Source organism: Enterobacter sp. Crenshaw (genome assembly GCF_024734705.1).
GTDB classification, from domain to species: Bacteria; Pseudomonadota; Gammaproteobacteria; order Enterobacterales; family Enterobacteriaceae; genus Enterobacter; species Enterobacter asburiae_B.
The window spans coordinates 4,466,365-4,483,014 of the sequence record NZ_CP102932.1; the positions used below are offsets into that span (position 1 = coordinate 4,466,365).

The 16,650-nt window shown below is 54.3% G+C and carries 11 protein-coding genes, 4 tRNA genes and 3 rRNA genes; 2 read left to right on the top strand and 16 right to left on the bottom strand.

Annotated features, from left to right (window positions below; genetic code table 11):
* Positions 1-2 precede the first annotated feature (2 nt).
* From ilvD to ilvL, 6 genes are all read right to left on the bottom strand, one after another.
* Positions 3-1,853 carry a dihydroxy-acid dehydratase gene (gene ilvD / locus NWV12_RS21300; protein WP_033146918.1) on the bottom strand — a complete coding sequence of 617 codons (1,851 nt, stop codon included), beginning with the start codon at positions 1,851-1,853 and terminating at the stop codon, positions 3-5.
* A 60-nt stretch (positions 1,854-1,913) separates the two neighbouring features.
* Positions 1,914-2,843 carry a branched-chain-amino-acid transaminase gene (gene ilvE / locus NWV12_RS21305; protein WP_023309654.1) on the bottom strand — a complete coding sequence of 310 codons (930 nt, stop codon included), beginning with the start codon at positions 2,841-2,843 and terminating at the stop codon, positions 1,914-1,916.
* An 18-nt stretch (positions 2,844-2,861) separates the two neighbouring features.
* Entirely contained in the window at positions 2,862-3,125 is a 264-nt protein-coding gene (ilvM, locus tag NWV12_RS21310; protein ID WP_024907956.1) for an acetolactate synthase 2 small subunit, read from the bottom strand.
* Positions 3,122-4,768, bottom strand: coding sequence for an acetolactate synthase 2 catalytic subunit (gene ilvG / locus NWV12_RS21315; RefSeq protein WP_045889364.1), 1,647 nt, complete (start codon positions 4,766-4,768; stop codon positions 3,122-3,124). The genes ilvM and ilvG overlap by 4 nt, the downstream gene beginning before the upstream one ends.
* A 2-nt stretch (positions 4,769-4,770) precedes the next feature.
* Positions 4,771-4,821 carry a peptide IlvX gene (gene ilvX, locus NWV12_RS21320; RefSeq protein WP_166792073.1) on the bottom strand — a complete coding sequence of 17 codons (51 nt, stop codon included), beginning with the start codon at positions 4,819-4,821 and terminating at the stop codon, positions 4,771-4,773.
* 86 nt (positions 4,822-4,907) lie between these two features.
* Positions 4,908-5,006 carry an ilv operon leader peptide gene (gene ilvL / locus NWV12_RS21325; RefSeq protein ID WP_001311244.1) on the bottom strand — a complete coding sequence of 33 codons (99 nt, stop codon included), beginning with the start codon at positions 5,004-5,006 and terminating at the stop codon, positions 4,908-4,910.
* Positions 5,007-5,347: 341 nt separating this feature from the next.
* Between ilvL and NWV12_RS21330 the strand changes: the two genes are divergently transcribed.
* Positions 5,348-6,868, top strand: coding sequence for a YifB family Mg chelatase-like AAA ATPase (locus tag NWV12_RS21330; protein ID WP_039264268.1), 1,521 nt, complete (start codon positions 5,348-5,350; stop codon positions 6,866-6,868).
* Positions 6,869-6,898: 30 nt separating this feature from the next.
* On the opposite strand, the gene NWV12_RS21335 is transcribed toward NWV12_RS21330, so the two are convergent.
* Positions 6,899-7,237: a DUF413 domain-containing protein gene (locus NWV12_RS21335; protein WP_023309658.1), complete on the bottom strand. Its 339-nt coding sequence runs from the start codon at positions 7,235-7,237 to the stop codon at positions 6,899-6,901.
* Positions 7,238-7,355: 118 nt separating this feature from the next.
* Here NWV12_RS21335 and hdfR point away from each other — a divergent pair, with 118 nt between their 5' ends.
* Positions 7,356-8,177, top strand: a complete 822-nt coding sequence (gene hdfR, locus NWV12_RS21340; RefSeq protein ID WP_023309659.1) for an HTH-type transcriptional regulator HdfR — start codon at positions 7,356-7,358, stop codon at positions 8,175-8,177.
* Positions 8,178-8,274: 97 nt separating this feature from the next.
* Here hdfR and NWV12_RS21345 read toward each other — a convergent pair.
* The 9 genes from NWV12_RS21345 to btuB form a co-directional block, all read right to left on the bottom strand.
* A tRNA-Trp gene (locus tag NWV12_RS21345) sits at positions 8,275-8,350 on the bottom strand.
* 53 nt (positions 8,351-8,403) lie between these two features.
* Positions 8,404-8,480: transfer RNA gene (locus tag NWV12_RS21350), tRNA-Asp, on the bottom strand.
* A 55-nt stretch (positions 8,481-8,535) separates the two neighbouring features.
* Positions 8,536-8,651 (bottom strand): 5S ribosomal RNA (gene rrf / locus NWV12_RS21355).
* A 70-nt stretch (positions 8,652-8,721) separates the two neighbouring features.
* A 23S ribosomal RNA gene (locus NWV12_RS21360) occupies positions 8,722-11,627 on the bottom strand.
* 171 nt (positions 11,628-11,798) lie between these two features.
* A tRNA-Ala gene (locus tag NWV12_RS21365) sits at positions 11,799-11,874 on the bottom strand.
* Positions 11,875-11,916: 42 nt separating this feature from the next.
* Positions 11,917-11,993 (bottom strand) — tRNA-Ile (locus NWV12_RS21370).
* Positions 11,994-12,063: 70 nt separating this feature from the next.
* Positions 12,064-13,603 (bottom strand): 16S ribosomal RNA (locus NWV12_RS21375).
* The 16S, 23S and 5S rRNA genes sit together here with 4 tRNA genes alongside, the layout of an rRNA operon.
* Positions 13,604-13,986: 383 nt before the next feature.
* Positions 13,987-14,838 (bottom strand): glutamate racemase, encoded by an 852-nt coding sequence (gene murI, locus NWV12_RS21380; protein ID WP_023309660.1) that lies wholly within the window; start codon positions 14,836-14,838, stop codon positions 13,987-13,989.
* Positions 14,783-16,630 carry a TonB-dependent vitamin B12 receptor BtuB gene (gene btuB, locus NWV12_RS21385; protein WP_048978889.1) on the bottom strand — a complete coding sequence of 616 codons (1,848 nt, stop codon included), beginning with the start codon at positions 16,628-16,630 and terminating at the stop codon, positions 14,783-14,785. Before btuB ends, murI begins: the two co-directional genes overlap by 56 nt.
* Between the last annotated feature and the right edge of the window lie 20 nt (positions 16,631-16,650).

A 16,650-nucleotide genomic window follows, 5' to 3' on the forward strand; every position in this document is an offset into this window, starting at 1 on the left:
CATTAGCCCCCAAGTTTAGATTTATCGCGCACCGCGCCTTTATCTGCACTGGTGGCAAGGCTCGCGTAGGCGCGCAGGGCGAAGGAGACTTCACGCTGGCGGTCTTTCGGCGTCCAGGCTTTGTCGCCGCGGGCTTCCTGCGCTTCACGACGGGCCGCAATTTCCTGGTCGCTCAGCTTCAGCTGAATGCCGCGATTCGGAATGTCGATTTCGATCAGGTCGCCGTCTTCGATGATGGCGATGTTGCCGCCGCTTGCCGCTTCCGGCGAAACGTGGCCGATAGAGAGGCCGGAAGTACCGCCGGAGAAACGCCCGTCGGTGATCAGCGCACACGCTTTACCGAGTCCCATGGATTTCAGGAAGGTGGTTGGGTAGAGCATCTCCTGCATGCCGGGACCGCCTTTCGGCCCTTCGTAGCGAATGACAACCACGTCGCCTTCCACCACTTTGCCGCCGAGGATGGCGTCTACCGCTTCATCCTGGCTTTCGTATACCTTCGCCGGACCGGTGAATTTCAGGATGCTGTCGTCCACGCCTGCGGTTTTCACGATGCAGCCGTTTTCCGCGAAGTTACCGTACAGCACGGCCAGACCGCCGTCTTTGCTATAGGCATGTTCCAGCGAGCGGATGCAGCCTTCGGCGCGGTCATCGTCCAGAGTGTCCCAGCGGCAATCCTGCGAGAATGCCTGGGTGGTGCGAATCCCGGCAGGACCGGCGCGGAACATCTTTTTCACCGCGTCGTCTTTGGTCAGCATCACGTCGTACTGGTCCAGCGACTCCGGCAGCGTCAGGCCAAGCACGTTTTTCACGTCACGGTTCAGCAGCCCGGCGCGATCCAGCTCGCCCAAAATGCCCAGCACGCCGCCCGCGCGGTGTACGTCTTCCATATGGTACTTCTGGGTACTCGGCGCGACCTTACACAGCTGCGGGACTTTGCGGGAGAGCTTATCGATGTCGCTCATGGTGAAGTCGATTTCGGCTTCCTGCGCGGCGGCCAGCAGGTGCAGAACGGTGTTGGTGGAGCCGCCCATGGCGATATCCAGCGTCATCGCGTTTTCGAACGCGGCTTTGCTGGCGATGTTGCGCGGCAGCGCGCTGGCGTCGTCCTGCTCGTAGTAGCGTTTGGTCAGCTCAACGATGCGCTTACCGGCGTTGAGGAACAGCTGCTTACGGTCGGCGTGGGTCGCCAGCAGCGAACCGTTGCCCGGCTGAGACAGGCCCAGCGCTTCGGTCAGGCAGTTCATAGAGTTGGCGGTGAACATACCGGAACAGGAGCCGCAGGTCGGACACGCGGAGCGTTCCACCTGATCGCTCTGCTCGTCAGAGACTTTCGGGTCCGCGCCCTGGATCATCGCATCGACCAGGTCGAGCTTGATGATTTTGTCGGAGAGCTTGGTTTTCCCCGCTTCCATCGGGCCGCCGGAGACGAAGATCACCGGAATGTTCAGGCGCAGGGAGGCCATCAGCATCCCCGGGGTGATTTTGTCGCAGTTGGAGATGCAGACCATCGCATCGGCGCAGTGGGCGTTAACCATATATTCTACGGAGTCGGCGATCAGCTCGCGCGACGGCAGTGAATAGAGCATGCCCCCGTGCCCCATCGCGATACCGTCATCCACCGCAATGGTGTTGAACTCTTTTGCCACGCCGCCGGAGGCTTCGATTTGCTCGGCAACCAGCTTACCGAGATCGCGCAGGTGCACGTGGCCCGGTACAAACTGGGTGAAGGAGTTCACCACGGCGATAATCGGCTTGCCGAAATCGGCGTCGGTCATTCCGGTGGCGCGCCACAGCGCGCGGGCTCCCGCCATATTACGGCCGTGGGTGGTGGTGGCTGAACGATACTTAGGCATGCTTTATTGACTCCCGTCTGACTATTTAATGGGACGGTGCGTGCCGTCCCAAATTTATGCTTAGTGATTAACCTGATCCAACCAGCCGTATTTATCTTCTGTCTCGCCGGTGAAGAGGCCGAAGAACGCTTGCTGAATACGTTTGGTGACCGGGCCACAGCGGCCTTCGCCCACCTGGATACCGTCCACGCTGCGTACCGGCGTGATTTCAGCCGCGGTACCGGACATGAACACTTCATCCGCCAGATACAGGGATTCGCGGGACAGTACCTGCTCGCGCACTTCGATACCCAGATCTTTCGCCAGCTTGATGATGGCGTCACGGGTGATGCCCGGCAGCGCGGACGAGGTGAATGGCGGCGTGAACAGAATGCCGTCTTTCACTTCAAACAGGTTTTCACCCGCACCTTCTGAGATGTAGCCATTTACGTCGAGGGCGATACCTTCCTGATAGCCGTGGCGGCGCGCTTCGCTACCGACCAGCAATGAGGAGAGATAGTTACCGCCTGCTTTCGCGGCGGTCGGGATGGTGTTTGGCGCCACGCGGTTCCAGGAAGAGACCATTGCGTCGATCCCCTGCTCCAGGGCTTCTGCACCCAGGTAAGCACCCCACGGGAACGCGGCAATGATCACATCTGTGGTATAGCCAGCTGGCGGGTTCACGCCCATGCCGACATCGCCCACGAACACCAGCGGACGAATATAGGCGCTGGTCAGGTTGTTTTTACGGATCACGTCGCGGCAGGCTTCCATCAGCTCGTCAACGCTTTGAGAAACCGGGAAACGATAAATTTTGGCTGAGTCATGCAGACGCTGCATGTGTTCGCGATGGCGGAACACCACTGGCCCTTTGTGAGAATCGTAGCAGCGGATGCCTTCAAATACGGAGGTACCGTAGTGCAGCGCGTGGGACATCACGTGGACCTTCGCGTCCTCCCAGCGAACCATCTCACCGTTGAACCAAATGTAATCAGCTTTTTTTGTCGTCATTTTTTCGTCCTGTCACGCTTAAGCGCGGATTTGTTGTGATGTGGTTGTGCTCTGGCAGATGGCAACATGGGCAACGTCTACCAGCTTTGATAACTGACTAAACAGTAAGTCGACCGACCGCGGGCTGGCAACGGTTAATTCGATACTGATATTCCGGGCGTCAGTGGCCGTCTCCATATTCATAGAGCAAATCTGAAAACCACGATGACGCACCACACGCAAAACGCGTTCTAAGGTTTCCGGGTTGAAGCGAGCCTGTACGGCGACCTGATGCTGCATCATGATAATTTCTCCATCATTTGTGAGTTACTGGCACCAGGCGGTACCAACGGCCAGACGTTCTCGAGTTCGTCGATTGAGACATGAAGCAGGTAAGGCCCATCGCTGTTCAGCATGGTGTCGAGCGCCGCTTCAACCTGATCTTTACGGGTGATGTGCTGACCAGGGATGCCGAAGGCGCTGGCCAGGGTGAGGAAATCGGGGTTATCGGTGAGAGTCGTTTCGCTGTAGCGCTCCTGGAAGAACAGCTGTTGCCACTGGCGAACCATTCCTAAACGCTGGTTGTCGAGCAACACGATCTTCAGCGGTAATTGCTTGCGCTTAACGGTGCCGAGCTCCTGAACGTTCATCATGAAGGAGCCGTCACCGGAGATACAGATAACGGTATCGTTCGGGCGGGCAACCTGCGCGCCAACGGCGGCCGGCAGACCGAAGCCCATCGTTCCTAACCCGCTGGAGGTGATGAAGTTTTCCGGGCGGGTGTAGGTCATGTGCTGCGCGGACCACATCTGGTGCTGGCCTACGTCGGTGGTGACGACGCTGTCAGCCGGTTTACGGTCCGACAACTGCTTCAAGAGCAGCGGCGCGTAGATGGCCTCGCCGGGGTGGTCGTAACGCCAGGCATGCTCGGCGCGCATATCTGCGGTGTGCTGACGCCATGCGTTGATATCCAGCGGCTGCTGCAATGCCGGTAACAGCGCGTTGAGATCGCCCTGCAAGGCGACATGCGCCTGACGCAGCTTGTTCATCTCCGCCGGGTCGATATCCATATGGATGACTTTGGCGTTCGGCGCAAAGGTATTCAGCTTGCCGGTGACGCGGTCGTCAAAACGGGCACCTACGGCGATGAGCAGATCGCACTCCTGCACCGCCAGGTTTGCCGCTTTGGTGCCGTGCATCCCCAGCATGCCCAGATAGTAGGGGTAATCCGCGTCGACTGCACCGAGACCTTTCAGCGTGCAGGTCGCTGGCATCTGCGTTGTTGCGATAAATTCGCGCAGGGCAGGAACGGCCTGCGCCATGCCTACGCCACCGCCGACGTACAGCATCGGCTGTTTCGCCTGGGCCAGCATCTGACGGGCCTCTTCAACTTCCGCTTCCGGAAAGGCATCGTCGCTTTCAACGGTAGAGAAGTGCGGTTCCAGATCGCCGAGTGCCACCTGGATATCTTTCGGGATATCAACCAGAACCGGACCGGGACGACCGGAGTTTGCCACATCGAACGCTTCTGCCATTACGCGCGGCAGCTCTTCCAGAGACTGGACGAGGAAGCTGTGTTTGGTGCAGGCCAGCGATAAACCGAGGACGTCAACTTCCTGGAAAGCATCGGTACCGATGAACGGAGACGCCACCTGCCCGGTGATGGCGACAACGGGAACGGAATCCAGCAGCGCGTCAGCCAGGCCGGTGATCAGGTTCGTTGCGCCCGGGCCTGAAGTCGCCATACACACGCCGGTTTTACCGGTCGCGCGGGCATAACCGATGGCTGCCATCGCTGCGCCCTGCTCGTGTCGGCACAAGAGATGTTCCACGCCGCCGTCATACAGTGCATCGTAAATCGGCATAATTGCGCCACCCGGATAACCGAATACGGTTTCGACTCCCTGCGCGCGCAACGCATGTACTACCCACTGTGCCCCATTCATAGTTAGTTCCCCGTCATAAATCGGGAGAAACAGAATTTTGTGCTAGTCGTCATTCTCTGCTCCTCATTTACGTTTTTTAGTCATAAAAAAACCCCCGGACCTTTCGGTGCGGGGGTCTTAGTTCGTTAAGGCTTGATTTCTAAGCCTTTCCTCGTCCAAGTGCAGCCCCGCACGGTGGGATAATAATCACCACCACGCTAATCACGACCAGGCTAATCACTCGTAGAAGGGCTGTCATTTTCAGTTCTTTTTGCATCTTGTTCGAAGGAATACCTAAAGAGTTATCACAGTTTTTAAATCAAACACAAGATTTATTTATGACGGATTTGATTAGGCCGCGAATCATATTTCTTAAAACCGTTGTTTTATATACGGAAATTAGAAAATGAATATTTTTCATTTTTTCACTGCGGTTCTTAGCGTCAAAACGGGGCTTTTTACATTCTGCGAGGAGGCTTCCACGGTTATGCAAGGGTTTCAGTGTGCGCTTAAAATCCCTGAACAGGCGGTGTAAATTCGCAAAATGACGCTAAACAGACAAAACAGGTGATGGCATAGTCACACCAGGAGGTAGTGCAAATGTCACTGTCAGTTGTTTATACGCGTGCGGCTCTCGGGGTAAAGGCACCGCTTATTTCCGTCGAGGTTCATTTGAGCAATGGGCTACCCGGACTCACGCTTGTCGGGTTACCTGAAACGACGGTTAAAGAGGCCAGGGATCGCGTTCGCAGCGCAATAATAAATAGCGGTTATACCTTCCCCGCGAAGAAGATCACCATCAACCTTGCCCCCGCCGATCTGCCTAAAGAGGGGGGACGATACGATTTACCTATCGCAATTGCCCTTCTCGCGGCTTCTGAGCAGCTTAATACGACACGGCTAGGCTCGTATGAGTTCGTTGGCGAACTCGCGCTTACAGGCGCGTTAAGAGGCGTTCCCGGTGCGATATCGGGAGCGCTGGAAGCCATACGAGCAGGGCGGCAAATCATTGTCGCCAATGAAAACGCATCAGAAGTGAGTCTTATCGCCGAGAAGGGGTGTCTCGTCGCGGGGCATTTACAGGAAGTTTGTGCCTGGCTGGAAGGACGACATGAACTGTCCGAGCCGGAGGAGTGTGATGATGTTATAGCGGATGCTCCAGAGGATCTCAGCGAGATTATGGGACAGGAGCAAGGGAAACGGGCGCTGGAGATTACGGCTGCAGGTGGACACAATCTTCTGTTAATTGGGCCGCCAGGTACGGGTAAAACCATGCTGGCAAGCAGGTTGAGTGGGTTACTTCCACCGCTCAATAATCATGAAGCGCTGGAAAGTGCCGCCATATATAGCCTTATCAGTTCGACGTCGTTGCAAAAACAGTGGCGCCGTCGTCCTTTTCGTTCCCCGCATCATAGCGCTTCACTGACGGCAATGGTCGGCGGCGGGGCGATTCCGGGGCCGGGAGAGATCTCGCTGGCACACAATGGCATTCTGTTTCTTGATGAACTGCCTGAATTTGAGCGCCGTGTGCTGGATGCACTGAGGGAGCCCATTGAATCCGGTGAGATACATATCTCACGCACGAGAGCCAAAATAAGCTATCCCGCACAGTTTCAGCTGGTCGCGGCGATGAATCCCAGCCCGACGGGTCACTACCAGGGCAACCATAACCGCTGTACACCAGAGCAAACGTTGCGCTATCTGGGTAAGTTATCCGGCCCGTTCCTCGACCGTTTCGATTTATCCCTCGAAATTCCCCTTCCCCCGCCGGGTCTGCTCAGGCAAACGGGCATAACGGGTGAAAGCTCAGCGGAGGTACGCGAACGGGTGATTGCTGCTCAGACGCGGCAGTACGCTCGTCAGAACAGGCTGAATGCGCGGCTGGATAATGCCGGGATCCGGCAGTTTTGTTCACTTAACGTTGAGGATGCGGGATGGCTGGAGGAGACGTTAACGCGGTTCGGGCTGTCCATACGTGCGTGGCAGCGTTTGCTGAAGGTGGCCAGAACTATTGCTGACGTAGAGGGGTGCAATGACATTGAGAGGAAACATTTGCAGGAGGCGCTGAGCTACCGCGCTATCGATCGTTTGCTGCTGCATTTGCAGAAATTGCTGGCATAAAAAAAGGGGCCGTAGCCCCTTCTCTTCATTTTAGTCATCAGACTCGGTGTAGTCTTCTGCACCTTCCATCTGCGGCTTGCCGCCAGACAGCGTATGGAAGCGCTTTGGACGCTTAATGCGCGCCATGTACTTAATCCATACGCGTTCCGCTTCAGACTCCGGCTCACGCTCACCACGGCAAACAGAAACAAACTGTTTCTCGTCTTCGGTAGCAGGTTCACGCTTCCCCAGATCCAGCTCGTTAAAGGCATAACCATGGCGCTCAAGCAGTTGAGCTTCTTTGATGGTGAAATCGCCGTGACGAGAGAACCCGCGCGGATAATGTTTATTGTCGAAAAAACGATTAGTCGTCGTAAAGCTTTCCGCCATCCTACACGCTCCTAATTCTTTGGCCGAGCTATTTATGGCGCGGAGTATTAGTTACGCTTGACAGAGTGTAAAACAAAACATTTAAATCATAACGACAAATAATTTTGCGGAGAAAGATGTGGATACGGAATTGCTTAAAACTTTCCTTGAAGTGAGCAGAACACGCCACTTTGGGCGAGCAGCTGAAGCCCTTTACCTGACGCAGTCAGCAGTCAGTTTTCGTATTCGACAGCTGGAAAATCAACTGGGTGTGAATCTTTTTACCCGCCATCGCAACAATATTCGCTTAACGCCTGCCGGTGAGAAACTGCTGCCGTACGCAGAAACGCTCATGAATACCTGGCAGGCGGCACGTAAAGAGGTGGCACATACTTCGAGGCATAATGAGTTCTCGATAGGGGCAAGCGCTTCTCTGTGGGAATGCATGCTAAGTCAGTGGCTTACCCGGCTGTATCATTCACATGGCCACTTGCAATTTGAAGCCAGGATTGCGCAACGGCAGTCGCTGGTTAAGCAACTTCATGAGCGCCAGCTTGATCTTCTGATCACAACCGAAGCCCCCAAGATGGACGAATTTAGCAGCCAGATTGTGGGCCAGTTTGGCCTGGCACTTTATGCGTCCGAACCTTCGATGATGAAGGCAGACCTGACTTATTTACGCCTGGAATGGGGACCGGATTTTCAGCAGCACGAGACGGGACTGATTGCACCTGATGATGTTCCGCAGTTAACGACCAGCTCGGCAGAGATCGCCTGTCAGCAGCTGCCTCTGCTGAAAGGTTGTACCTGGTTACCTGTTCGCTGGGCAGACACTAAAGCAGGGCTGCACACCGTGATGGATTCCACCACGCTTACCAGGCCGCTGTATGCAATTTGGCTGCAAAACAGTGATAAGCAATCTCAGATAAAAGATCTTTTAAAAATCAATGTAATGGATTGATGCATCAGCCAGCAGGGATGCTGGCTGAAATTAAGAAGAGAATTATCTGCCGTGTTTCAGGCAAAAAAAATCCTTTGCCGAAGCAAAGGATTCTATATGGCAGGGGCGGAGAGACTCGAACTCGCGACACCCGGTTTTGGAGACCGGTGCTCTACCAACTGAGCTACGCCCCTAAAGTTTTTTGCCATTAAGCCTGCCAACAAGGCAGGCTTAATGTCTTAATAAGTGGCGGAACGGACGGGACTCGAACCCGCGACCCCCTGCGTGACAGGCAGGTATTCTAACCGACTGAACTACCGCTCCACCGAAGACTGCTGTAACCACCGGATTTATGCACCGGCTTACTACTTAATTTGATGCCTGGCAGTTCCCTACTCTCACATGGGGAGACCCCACACTACCATCGGCGCTACGGCGTTTCACTTCTGAGTTCGGCATGGGGTCAGGTGGGACCACCGCGCTAAAGCCGCCAGGCAAATTCTGTTAATCTGTATCAGGCTGAAAATCGTCTCTGTCTCATCCGCCGAAACAGCTTCGGCGTTGTAAGGTTAAGCCTCACGGTTCATTAGTATCGGTTAGCTCAACGCATCGCTGCGCTTACACACCCGACCTATCAACGTCGTAGTCTTCAACGTTCCTTCAGGACCCTTAAAGGGTCAGGGAGAACTCATCTCGGGGCAAGTTTCGTGCTTAGATGCTTTCAGCACTTATCTTTTCCGCATTTAGCTACCGGGCAGTGCCATTGGCATGACAACCCGAACACCAGTGATGCGTCCACTCCGGTCCTCTCGTACTAGGAGCAGCCCCCCTCAATTCTCCAGCGCCCACGGCAGATAGGGACCGAACTGTCTCACGACGTTCTAAACCCAGCTCGCGTACCACTTTAAATGGCGAACAGCCATACCCTTGGGACCTACTTCAGCCCCAGGATGTGATGAGCCGACATCGAGGTGCCAAACACCGCCGTCGATATGAACTCTTGGGCGGTATCAGCCTGTTATCCCCGGAGTACCTTTTATCCGTTGAGCGATGGCCCTTCCATTCAGAACCACCGGATCACTATGACCTGCTTTCGCACCTGCTCGAGCCGTCACTCTCGCAGTCAAGCTAGCTTATGCCATTGCACTAACCTCCTGATGTCCGACCAGGATTAGCTAACCTTCGTGCTCCTCCGTTACTCTTTGGGAGGAGACCGCCCCAGTCAAACTACCCACCAGACACTGTCCGCAACCCGGATCACGGGTCTACGTTAGAACACCAGCCATTAAAGGGTGGTATTTCAAGGTCGGCTCCACGCAGACTGGCGTCCACGCTTCAAAGCCTCCCACCTATCCTACACATCAAGGACCAGTGTTCAGTGTCAAGCTATAGTAAAGGTTCACGGGGTCTTTCCGTCTTGCCGCGGGTACACTGCATCTTCACAGCGAGTTCAATTTCACTGAGTCTCGGGTGGAGACAGCCTGGCCATCATTACGCCATTCGTGCAGGTCGGAACTTACCCGACAAGGAATTTCGCTACCTTAGGACCGTTATAGTTACGGCCGCCGTTTACCGGGGCTTCGATCAAGAGCTTCGCGTTGCCGCTAACCCCATCAATTAACCTTCCGGCACCGGGCAGGCGTCACACCGTATACGTCCACTTTCGTGTTTGCACAGTGCTGTGTTTTTAATAAACAGTTGCAGCCAGCTGGTATCTTCGACTGATTTCAGCTCCACCCGCAGGGGCTTCACCTACATATCAGCGTGCCTTCTCCCGAAGTTACGGCACCATTTTGCCTAGTTCCTTCACCCGAGTTCTCTCAAGCGCCTTGGTATTCTCTACCTGACCACCTGTGTCGGTTTGGGGTACGATTTGATGTTACCTGATGCTTAGAGGCTTTTCCTGGAAGCAGGGCATTTGTTACTTCAGCACCGTAGTGCCTCGTCATCACACCTCAGCGTTAAAAGGTACCGGATTTACCTGGAACCTCCGCCTACATGCTTAAACCGGGACAACCGTCGCCCGGCTAACATAGCCTTCTCCGTCCCCCCTTCGCAGTAACACCAAGTACAGGAATATTAACCTGTTTCCCATCGACTACGCCTTTCGGCCTCGCCTTAGGGGTCGACTCACCCTGCCCCGATTAACGTTGGACAGGAACCCTTGGTCTTCCGGCGAGCGGGCTTTTCACCCGCTTTATCGTTACTTATGTCAGCATTCGCACTTCTGATACCTCCAGCATGCCTCACAGCACACCTTCAACGGCTTACAGAACGCTCCCCTACCCAACAACGCATAAGCGTCGCTGCCGCAGCTTCGGTGCATGGTTTAGCCCCGTTACATCTTCCGCGCAGGCCGACTCGACCAGTGAGCTATTACGCTTTCTTTAAATGATGGCTGCTTCTAAGCCAACATCCTGGCTGTCTGTGCCTTCCCACATCGTTTCCCACTTAACCATGACTTTGGGACCTTAGCTGGCGGTCTGGGTTGTTTCCCTCTTCACGACGGACGTTAGCACCCGCCGTGTGTCTCCCGTGATAACATTCTTCGGTATTCGTAGTTTGCATCGGGTTGGTAAGCCGGGATGGCCCCCTAGCCGAAACAGTGCTCTACCCCCGAAGATGAGTTCACGAGGCGCTACCTAAATAGCTTTCGGGGAGAACCAGCTATCTCCCGGTTTGATTGGCCTTTCACCCCCAGCCACAAGTCATCCGCTAATTTTTCAACATTAGTCGGTTCGGTCCTCCAGTTAGTGTTACCCAACCTTCAACCTGCCCATGGCTAGATCACCGGGTTTCGGGTCTATACCCTGCAACTTAACGCCCAGTTAAGACTCGGTTTCCCTTCGGCTCCCCTATACGGTTAACCTTGCTACAGAATATAAGTCGCTGACCCATTATACAAAAGGTACGCAGTCACACCACGAAGGTGCTCCCACTGCTTGTACGTACACGGTTTCAGGTTCTTTTTCACTCCCCTCGCCGGGGTTCTTTTCGCCTTTCCCTCACGGTACTGGTTCACTATCGGTCAGTCAGGAGTATTTAGCCTTGGAGGATGGTCCCCCCCATATTCAGACAGGATACCACGTGTCCCGCCCTACTCTTCGAGTTCACAACCTGTGTGCTTTCGTGTACGGGGCTGTCACCCTGTATCGCCGGACTTTCCAGACCGTTCCACTAACACACAAGCTGATTCAGACTCTGGGCTGCTCCCCGTTCGCTCGCCGCTACTGGGGGAATCTCGGTTGATTTCTTTTCCTCGGGGTACTTAGATGTTTCAGTTCCCCCGGTTCGCCTCGTTAACCTATGTATTCAGTTAACGATAGTGTGACGGATCACACTGGGTTTCCCCATTCGGACATCGCCGGGTCAAAGGTTCATATCACCTCGCCGGCGCTTTTCGCAGATTAGCACGTCCTTCATCGCCTCTGACTGCCAGGGCATCCACCGTGTACGCTTAGTCGCTTAACCTCACAACCCGAAGATGTTTCACTTCTGATTGCGAAAATTTGAGAGACTCGAACACACCATTAAAGATGTGTCGTTTCAATTTTCAGCTTGATCCAGATTTTTAAAGAGCAAAACTTCGCAGTGCACCTTTTCAGGTTCACTCTGAAGTTTTCTTGTGTTCGCAGTAAAAGATGGTGGAGCTATGCGGGATCGAACCGCAGACCTCCTGCGTGCAAAGCAGGCGCTCTCCCAGCTGAGCTATAGCCCCATCGTTTGCAATCTCTGTACCGCTCATCCTTTAAAAGGAGTCTGGTAGGCCTGAGTGGACTTGAACCACCGACCTCACCCTTATCAGGGGTGCGCTCTAACCACCTGAGCTACAAGCCTGCAGAGATTTTTACTGCTGTTTTTTCATCAGACAATCTGTGTGAGCACTACAAAGGCAGGTTCTTTAAGGTAAGGAGGTGATCCAACCGCAGGTTCCCCTACGGTTACCTTGTTACGACTTCACCCCAGTCATGAATCACAAAGTGGTAAGCGCCCTCCCGAAGGTTAAGCTACCTACTTCTTTTGCAACCCACTCCCATGGTGTGACGGGCGGTGTGTACAAGGCCCGGGAACGTATTCACCGTAGCATTCTGATCTACGATTACTAGCGATTCCGACTTCATGGAGTCGAGTTGCAGACTCCAATCCGGACTACGACGCACTTTATGAGGTCCGCTTGCTCTCGCGAGGTCGCTTCTCTTTGTATGCGCCATTGTAGCACGTGTGTAGCCCTACTCGTAAGGGCCATGATGACTTGACGTCATCCCCACCTTCCTCCAGTTTATCACTGGCAGTCTCCTTTGAGTTCCCGGCCTAACCGCTGGCAACAAAGGATAAGGGTTGCGCTCGTTGCGGGACTTAACCCAACATTTCACAACACGAGCTGACGACAGCCATGCAGCACCTGTCTCAGAGTTCCCGAAGGCACCAATCCATCTCTGGAAAGTTCTCTGGATGTCAAGAGTAGGTAAGGTTCTTCGCGTTGCATCGAATTAAACCACATGCTCCACCGCTTGTGCGGGCCCCCGTCAATTCATTTGAGTTTTAACCTTGCGGCCGTACTCCCCAGGCGGTCGACTTAACGCGTTAGCTCCGGAAGCCACGCCTCAAGGGCACAACCTCCAAGTCGACATCGTTTACGGCGTGGACTACCAGGGTATCTAATCCTGTTTGCTCCCCACGCTTTCGCACCTGAGCGTCAGTCTTTGTCCAGGGGGCCGCCTTCGCCACCGGTATTCCTCCAGATCTCTACGCATTTCACCGCTACACCTGGAATTCTACCCCCCTCTACAAGACTCTAGCCTGCCAGTTTCGAATGCAGTTCCCAGGTTGAGCCCGGGGATTTCACATCCGACTTGACAGACCGCCTGCGTGCGCTTTACGCCCAGTAATTCCGATTAACGCTTGCACCCTCCGTATTACCGCGGCTGCTGGCACGGAGTTAGCCGGTGCTTCTTCTGCGGGTAACGTCAATCGACAAGGTTATTAGCCTTATCGCCTTCCTCCCCGCTGAAAGTACTTTACAACCCGAAGGCCTTCTTCATACACGCGGCATGGCTGCATCAGGCTTGCGCCCATTGTGCAATATTCCCCACTGCTGCCTCCCGTAGGAGTCTGGACCGTGTCTCAGTTCCAGTGTGGCTGGTCATCCTCTCAGACCAGCTAGGGATCGTCGCCTAGGTGAGCCGTTACCCCACCTACTAGCTAATCCCATCTGGGCACATCTGATGGCAAGAGGCCCGAAGGTCCCCCTCTTTGGTCTTGCGACGTTATGCGGTATTAGCTACCGTTTCCAGTAGTTATCCCCCTCCATCAGGCAGTTTCCCAGACATTACTCACCCGTCCGCCGCTCGTCACCCGAGAGCAAGCTCTCTGTGCTACCGCTCGACTTGCATGTGTTAGGCCTGCCGCCAGCGTTCAATCTGAGCCATGATCAAACTCTTCAATTTAAGTTTGATGCTCGTGAATTAAACTTCGTAATGAATTACGTATGTTCACTCAGAGACTTGGTATTCATTTTTCGTCTTGCGACGTTAAGAATCCATGTCACTTTGAGTGCCCACACAGATTGTCTGATAAATTGTTAAAGAGCAGTTGCAACGCGGCGTTAAGCTCACCGTTGCGAGGTCCCGTATATTACGTTTTCCTCATTCAGAGTCAAGCGATTATTTTTGCTTTTCTCTGCCGGCGTTCATCTCTGAACCCCGCTAACCCGGCGGCCTGTAAGCCGTTGTTCCGTGTCAGTGGAGGCGCATTATAGGGAGTTCTCAGACGTTGACAACCCCTCTTTTAAAAAAAACTTTCAACCGTCTCTTTTTTGCTCAAAACCGTGCTACAGCGCCAGTTTTTCGAGCGTTTCAAAGCCATAACGGCGTAAAACGGGTAAAAGTTGCTCAGTCTCTTTCGTGATGGCCATACAAAACGCGATATTCGCATCGGTAGATTTCGCATCCGGCGCTTCATGTTCCAGCAGCCAGGCCGTACGACGAGCGATAGCCGCACCGGAATCCACCAGGCGCGTCCCCTCCGGCAATACCTCTAATAGCTCTTCCTGTAATAGCGGGAAGTGGGTGCAGCCCAGCACAACGGTATCCGGGGGTTCAGGCATGCGCAGCCACGGACGGAGAATACGACGCAGCTCGTCGAGTGATACCGCCTTTCCATGCAGCTTCGCTTCAGCCATCTCCACCAGCTCAGCCGAACCCAGCATCGCAATCTGGCATTCGTTGGCAAAACGGTCGATCAGTTCGCGGGTATAAGGACGCTTTACCGTGCCTCGCGTTGCCAGCAGACCCACAATGCCGTTCGCCGTCAGGCGCGCGGCTGGCTTTATTGCAGGAACGACGCCCACAACCGGGAACTGGAATTTTTCACGCAGGGCGGGAAGAGAAACGGTGCTCGCCGTATTACAGGCGATGACGGCCAGCGCAAGGGGATAGCGCTTTTGTACCGCGGTGACGATTTCAACCACACGCTCAACAATAAAATCTTCGCTCTTTTCCCCATACGGGAAAGCGACGTTATCGAAGGCGTAGATGTAATGGAGATCCGGCAGGAGATGCCGAATCTCATCATAGACCGAAAGCCCACCGACGCCGGAATCAAACACCAGCACGGTGGGACGCGGATTAGAAGGTGTAGCTGCCAGACAAGGTGTATTCCCGTCCTGCAGTTTGGTAGCCATAAACTGTCTCGTAATCTTTATCGAACAGGTTGGCTATTTTACCACGAACTGTGAGATGTGAGGTGACAGGATACGAAACTGCGACATCCCACAGGCTGACACCGCCCATTTTTACTTTCTCAGACGGATAAGCACCAAAGTCAGTGTCGTAACGCGTACCGAGATAGTGATAAGTCAGGCTCCAGTCGAAATCATAGATCTGCGTGTCGAGCTGATATTTCACCTGCTGTTTAGCACGACGGTCCAGAAGTTCGTTGGTTGCGGCATTGCGGGCATCCACATAATCGTAGCCTACAGTATGCGTCAACGGACCCGTATCAAACGATGCTGTCGCTTCCACACCTTTAATGCGCGCTTTACCGACGTTGTAATATTGCTGAAGGTTATTATCGAAGTCGATGAGATTATCGACGTCATTACGGTAGCCGGAGACGCGCCAGCTCACGCCGGCCGTCAGGCCTTCAAACGCACCTTCCCACTGCTTGCTCTCTTCGGGATCAAGATGGTCATTGCCATAGAAACCATAGAGTTGACCCAGATTCGGTGCTTTATAGGCCGTACCATAAGAAGCAACGAAGCGGTAACCCTCCACGAACTCCCAGGCCGCACTACTTTGCCAGGTGCCATGGCGACCGAACTGAGAGTTGTCATCGCTGCGAACCGCTCCTTCCAGAGTGAAGTCACCAAACTGCTGCAACCCGGTCAGGTAAACGCCGGTGTTACGCAGGTCGTAGCCGTTGGTCACGTAGTTTGTACCCGGCTCGGTGCTCTGCTTCTGCCAGTCAACGCCCGCGCCAATGTTTCCATGGCCAACATCAACGGAGTTCAGCCACTGGACGTTGTACTGCTTGATTTCATCCAGTGTGGCTGTCAAATCGTAGCGGCCCAAATTTGGGTCGTAGTTATAGTCCTTGCTGTGACTATAGCTGGTGAGCAGCTGTGAATGGAAGATGTCATCGTTGAAGCGCAATCCTGCATCCCAGGTCTGACTATAGAGCTGGCGGGTATCGACCAGTACGTCAGGGGTAAATGAACTGTAGTAACCGTCGTAGGCAGTACGGTTGCTGTAGCCAAAGCCGCGAACAAATCCGCTCCACTGCTCCGAGAATGCGTGATCCAGTGCACTATAGAGCGTTTTATTCATAAAGCCGTCGCGATCGGTCTGGGCAAGGCCACCATTGTTGCCGTCCGCAACCACATCAAACCCTTTGGTATAGGTGTAATCACCCGCAAGCGTGACGCGCGTGCTGTCGCCCAATGTTTGCTGAGTACTGCCGCCATAATTCTGGTAACCATGCGACCCTACACCTGCATTCAGCGTGGTACCGTCCTTCGCGCGAGTGGTAATAATGTTTACGACTCCGCCAATCGCGTCCGAGCCGTATACCGCCGAACGCGGTCCACGAACATATTCGATACGCTGCACCAGGGAGATCGGGAACTGGCTGAGATCGGACGACCCCGTAACGCCCGCCTGGTTAAGGCGGATCCCATCAACAAGGATCAGGACATGGCTGGAGTTGGTGCCACGTATAAAGAGAGAAGAGAGTTGCCCCATCCCGCCATTTTGCGCCGTATCCACGCCGGGCAGGCGACGCATAACATCAAGGACTGAGGTTGATTGCCAACGGTCAATATCGGCACGCGTAACAACGGAGGTTGCAGCCAGAATAGTTTTTTCAGGTTGTTCGAAACGATTTGCCGTCACCACCAACGAGTCGGCGCTATCCTGCGCCCAGCCCGAAAATGCCGTGACGGACAACGCCGTCAACAGCGATACTTTTTTAATCATTGTTAAAGCATCCACAATAT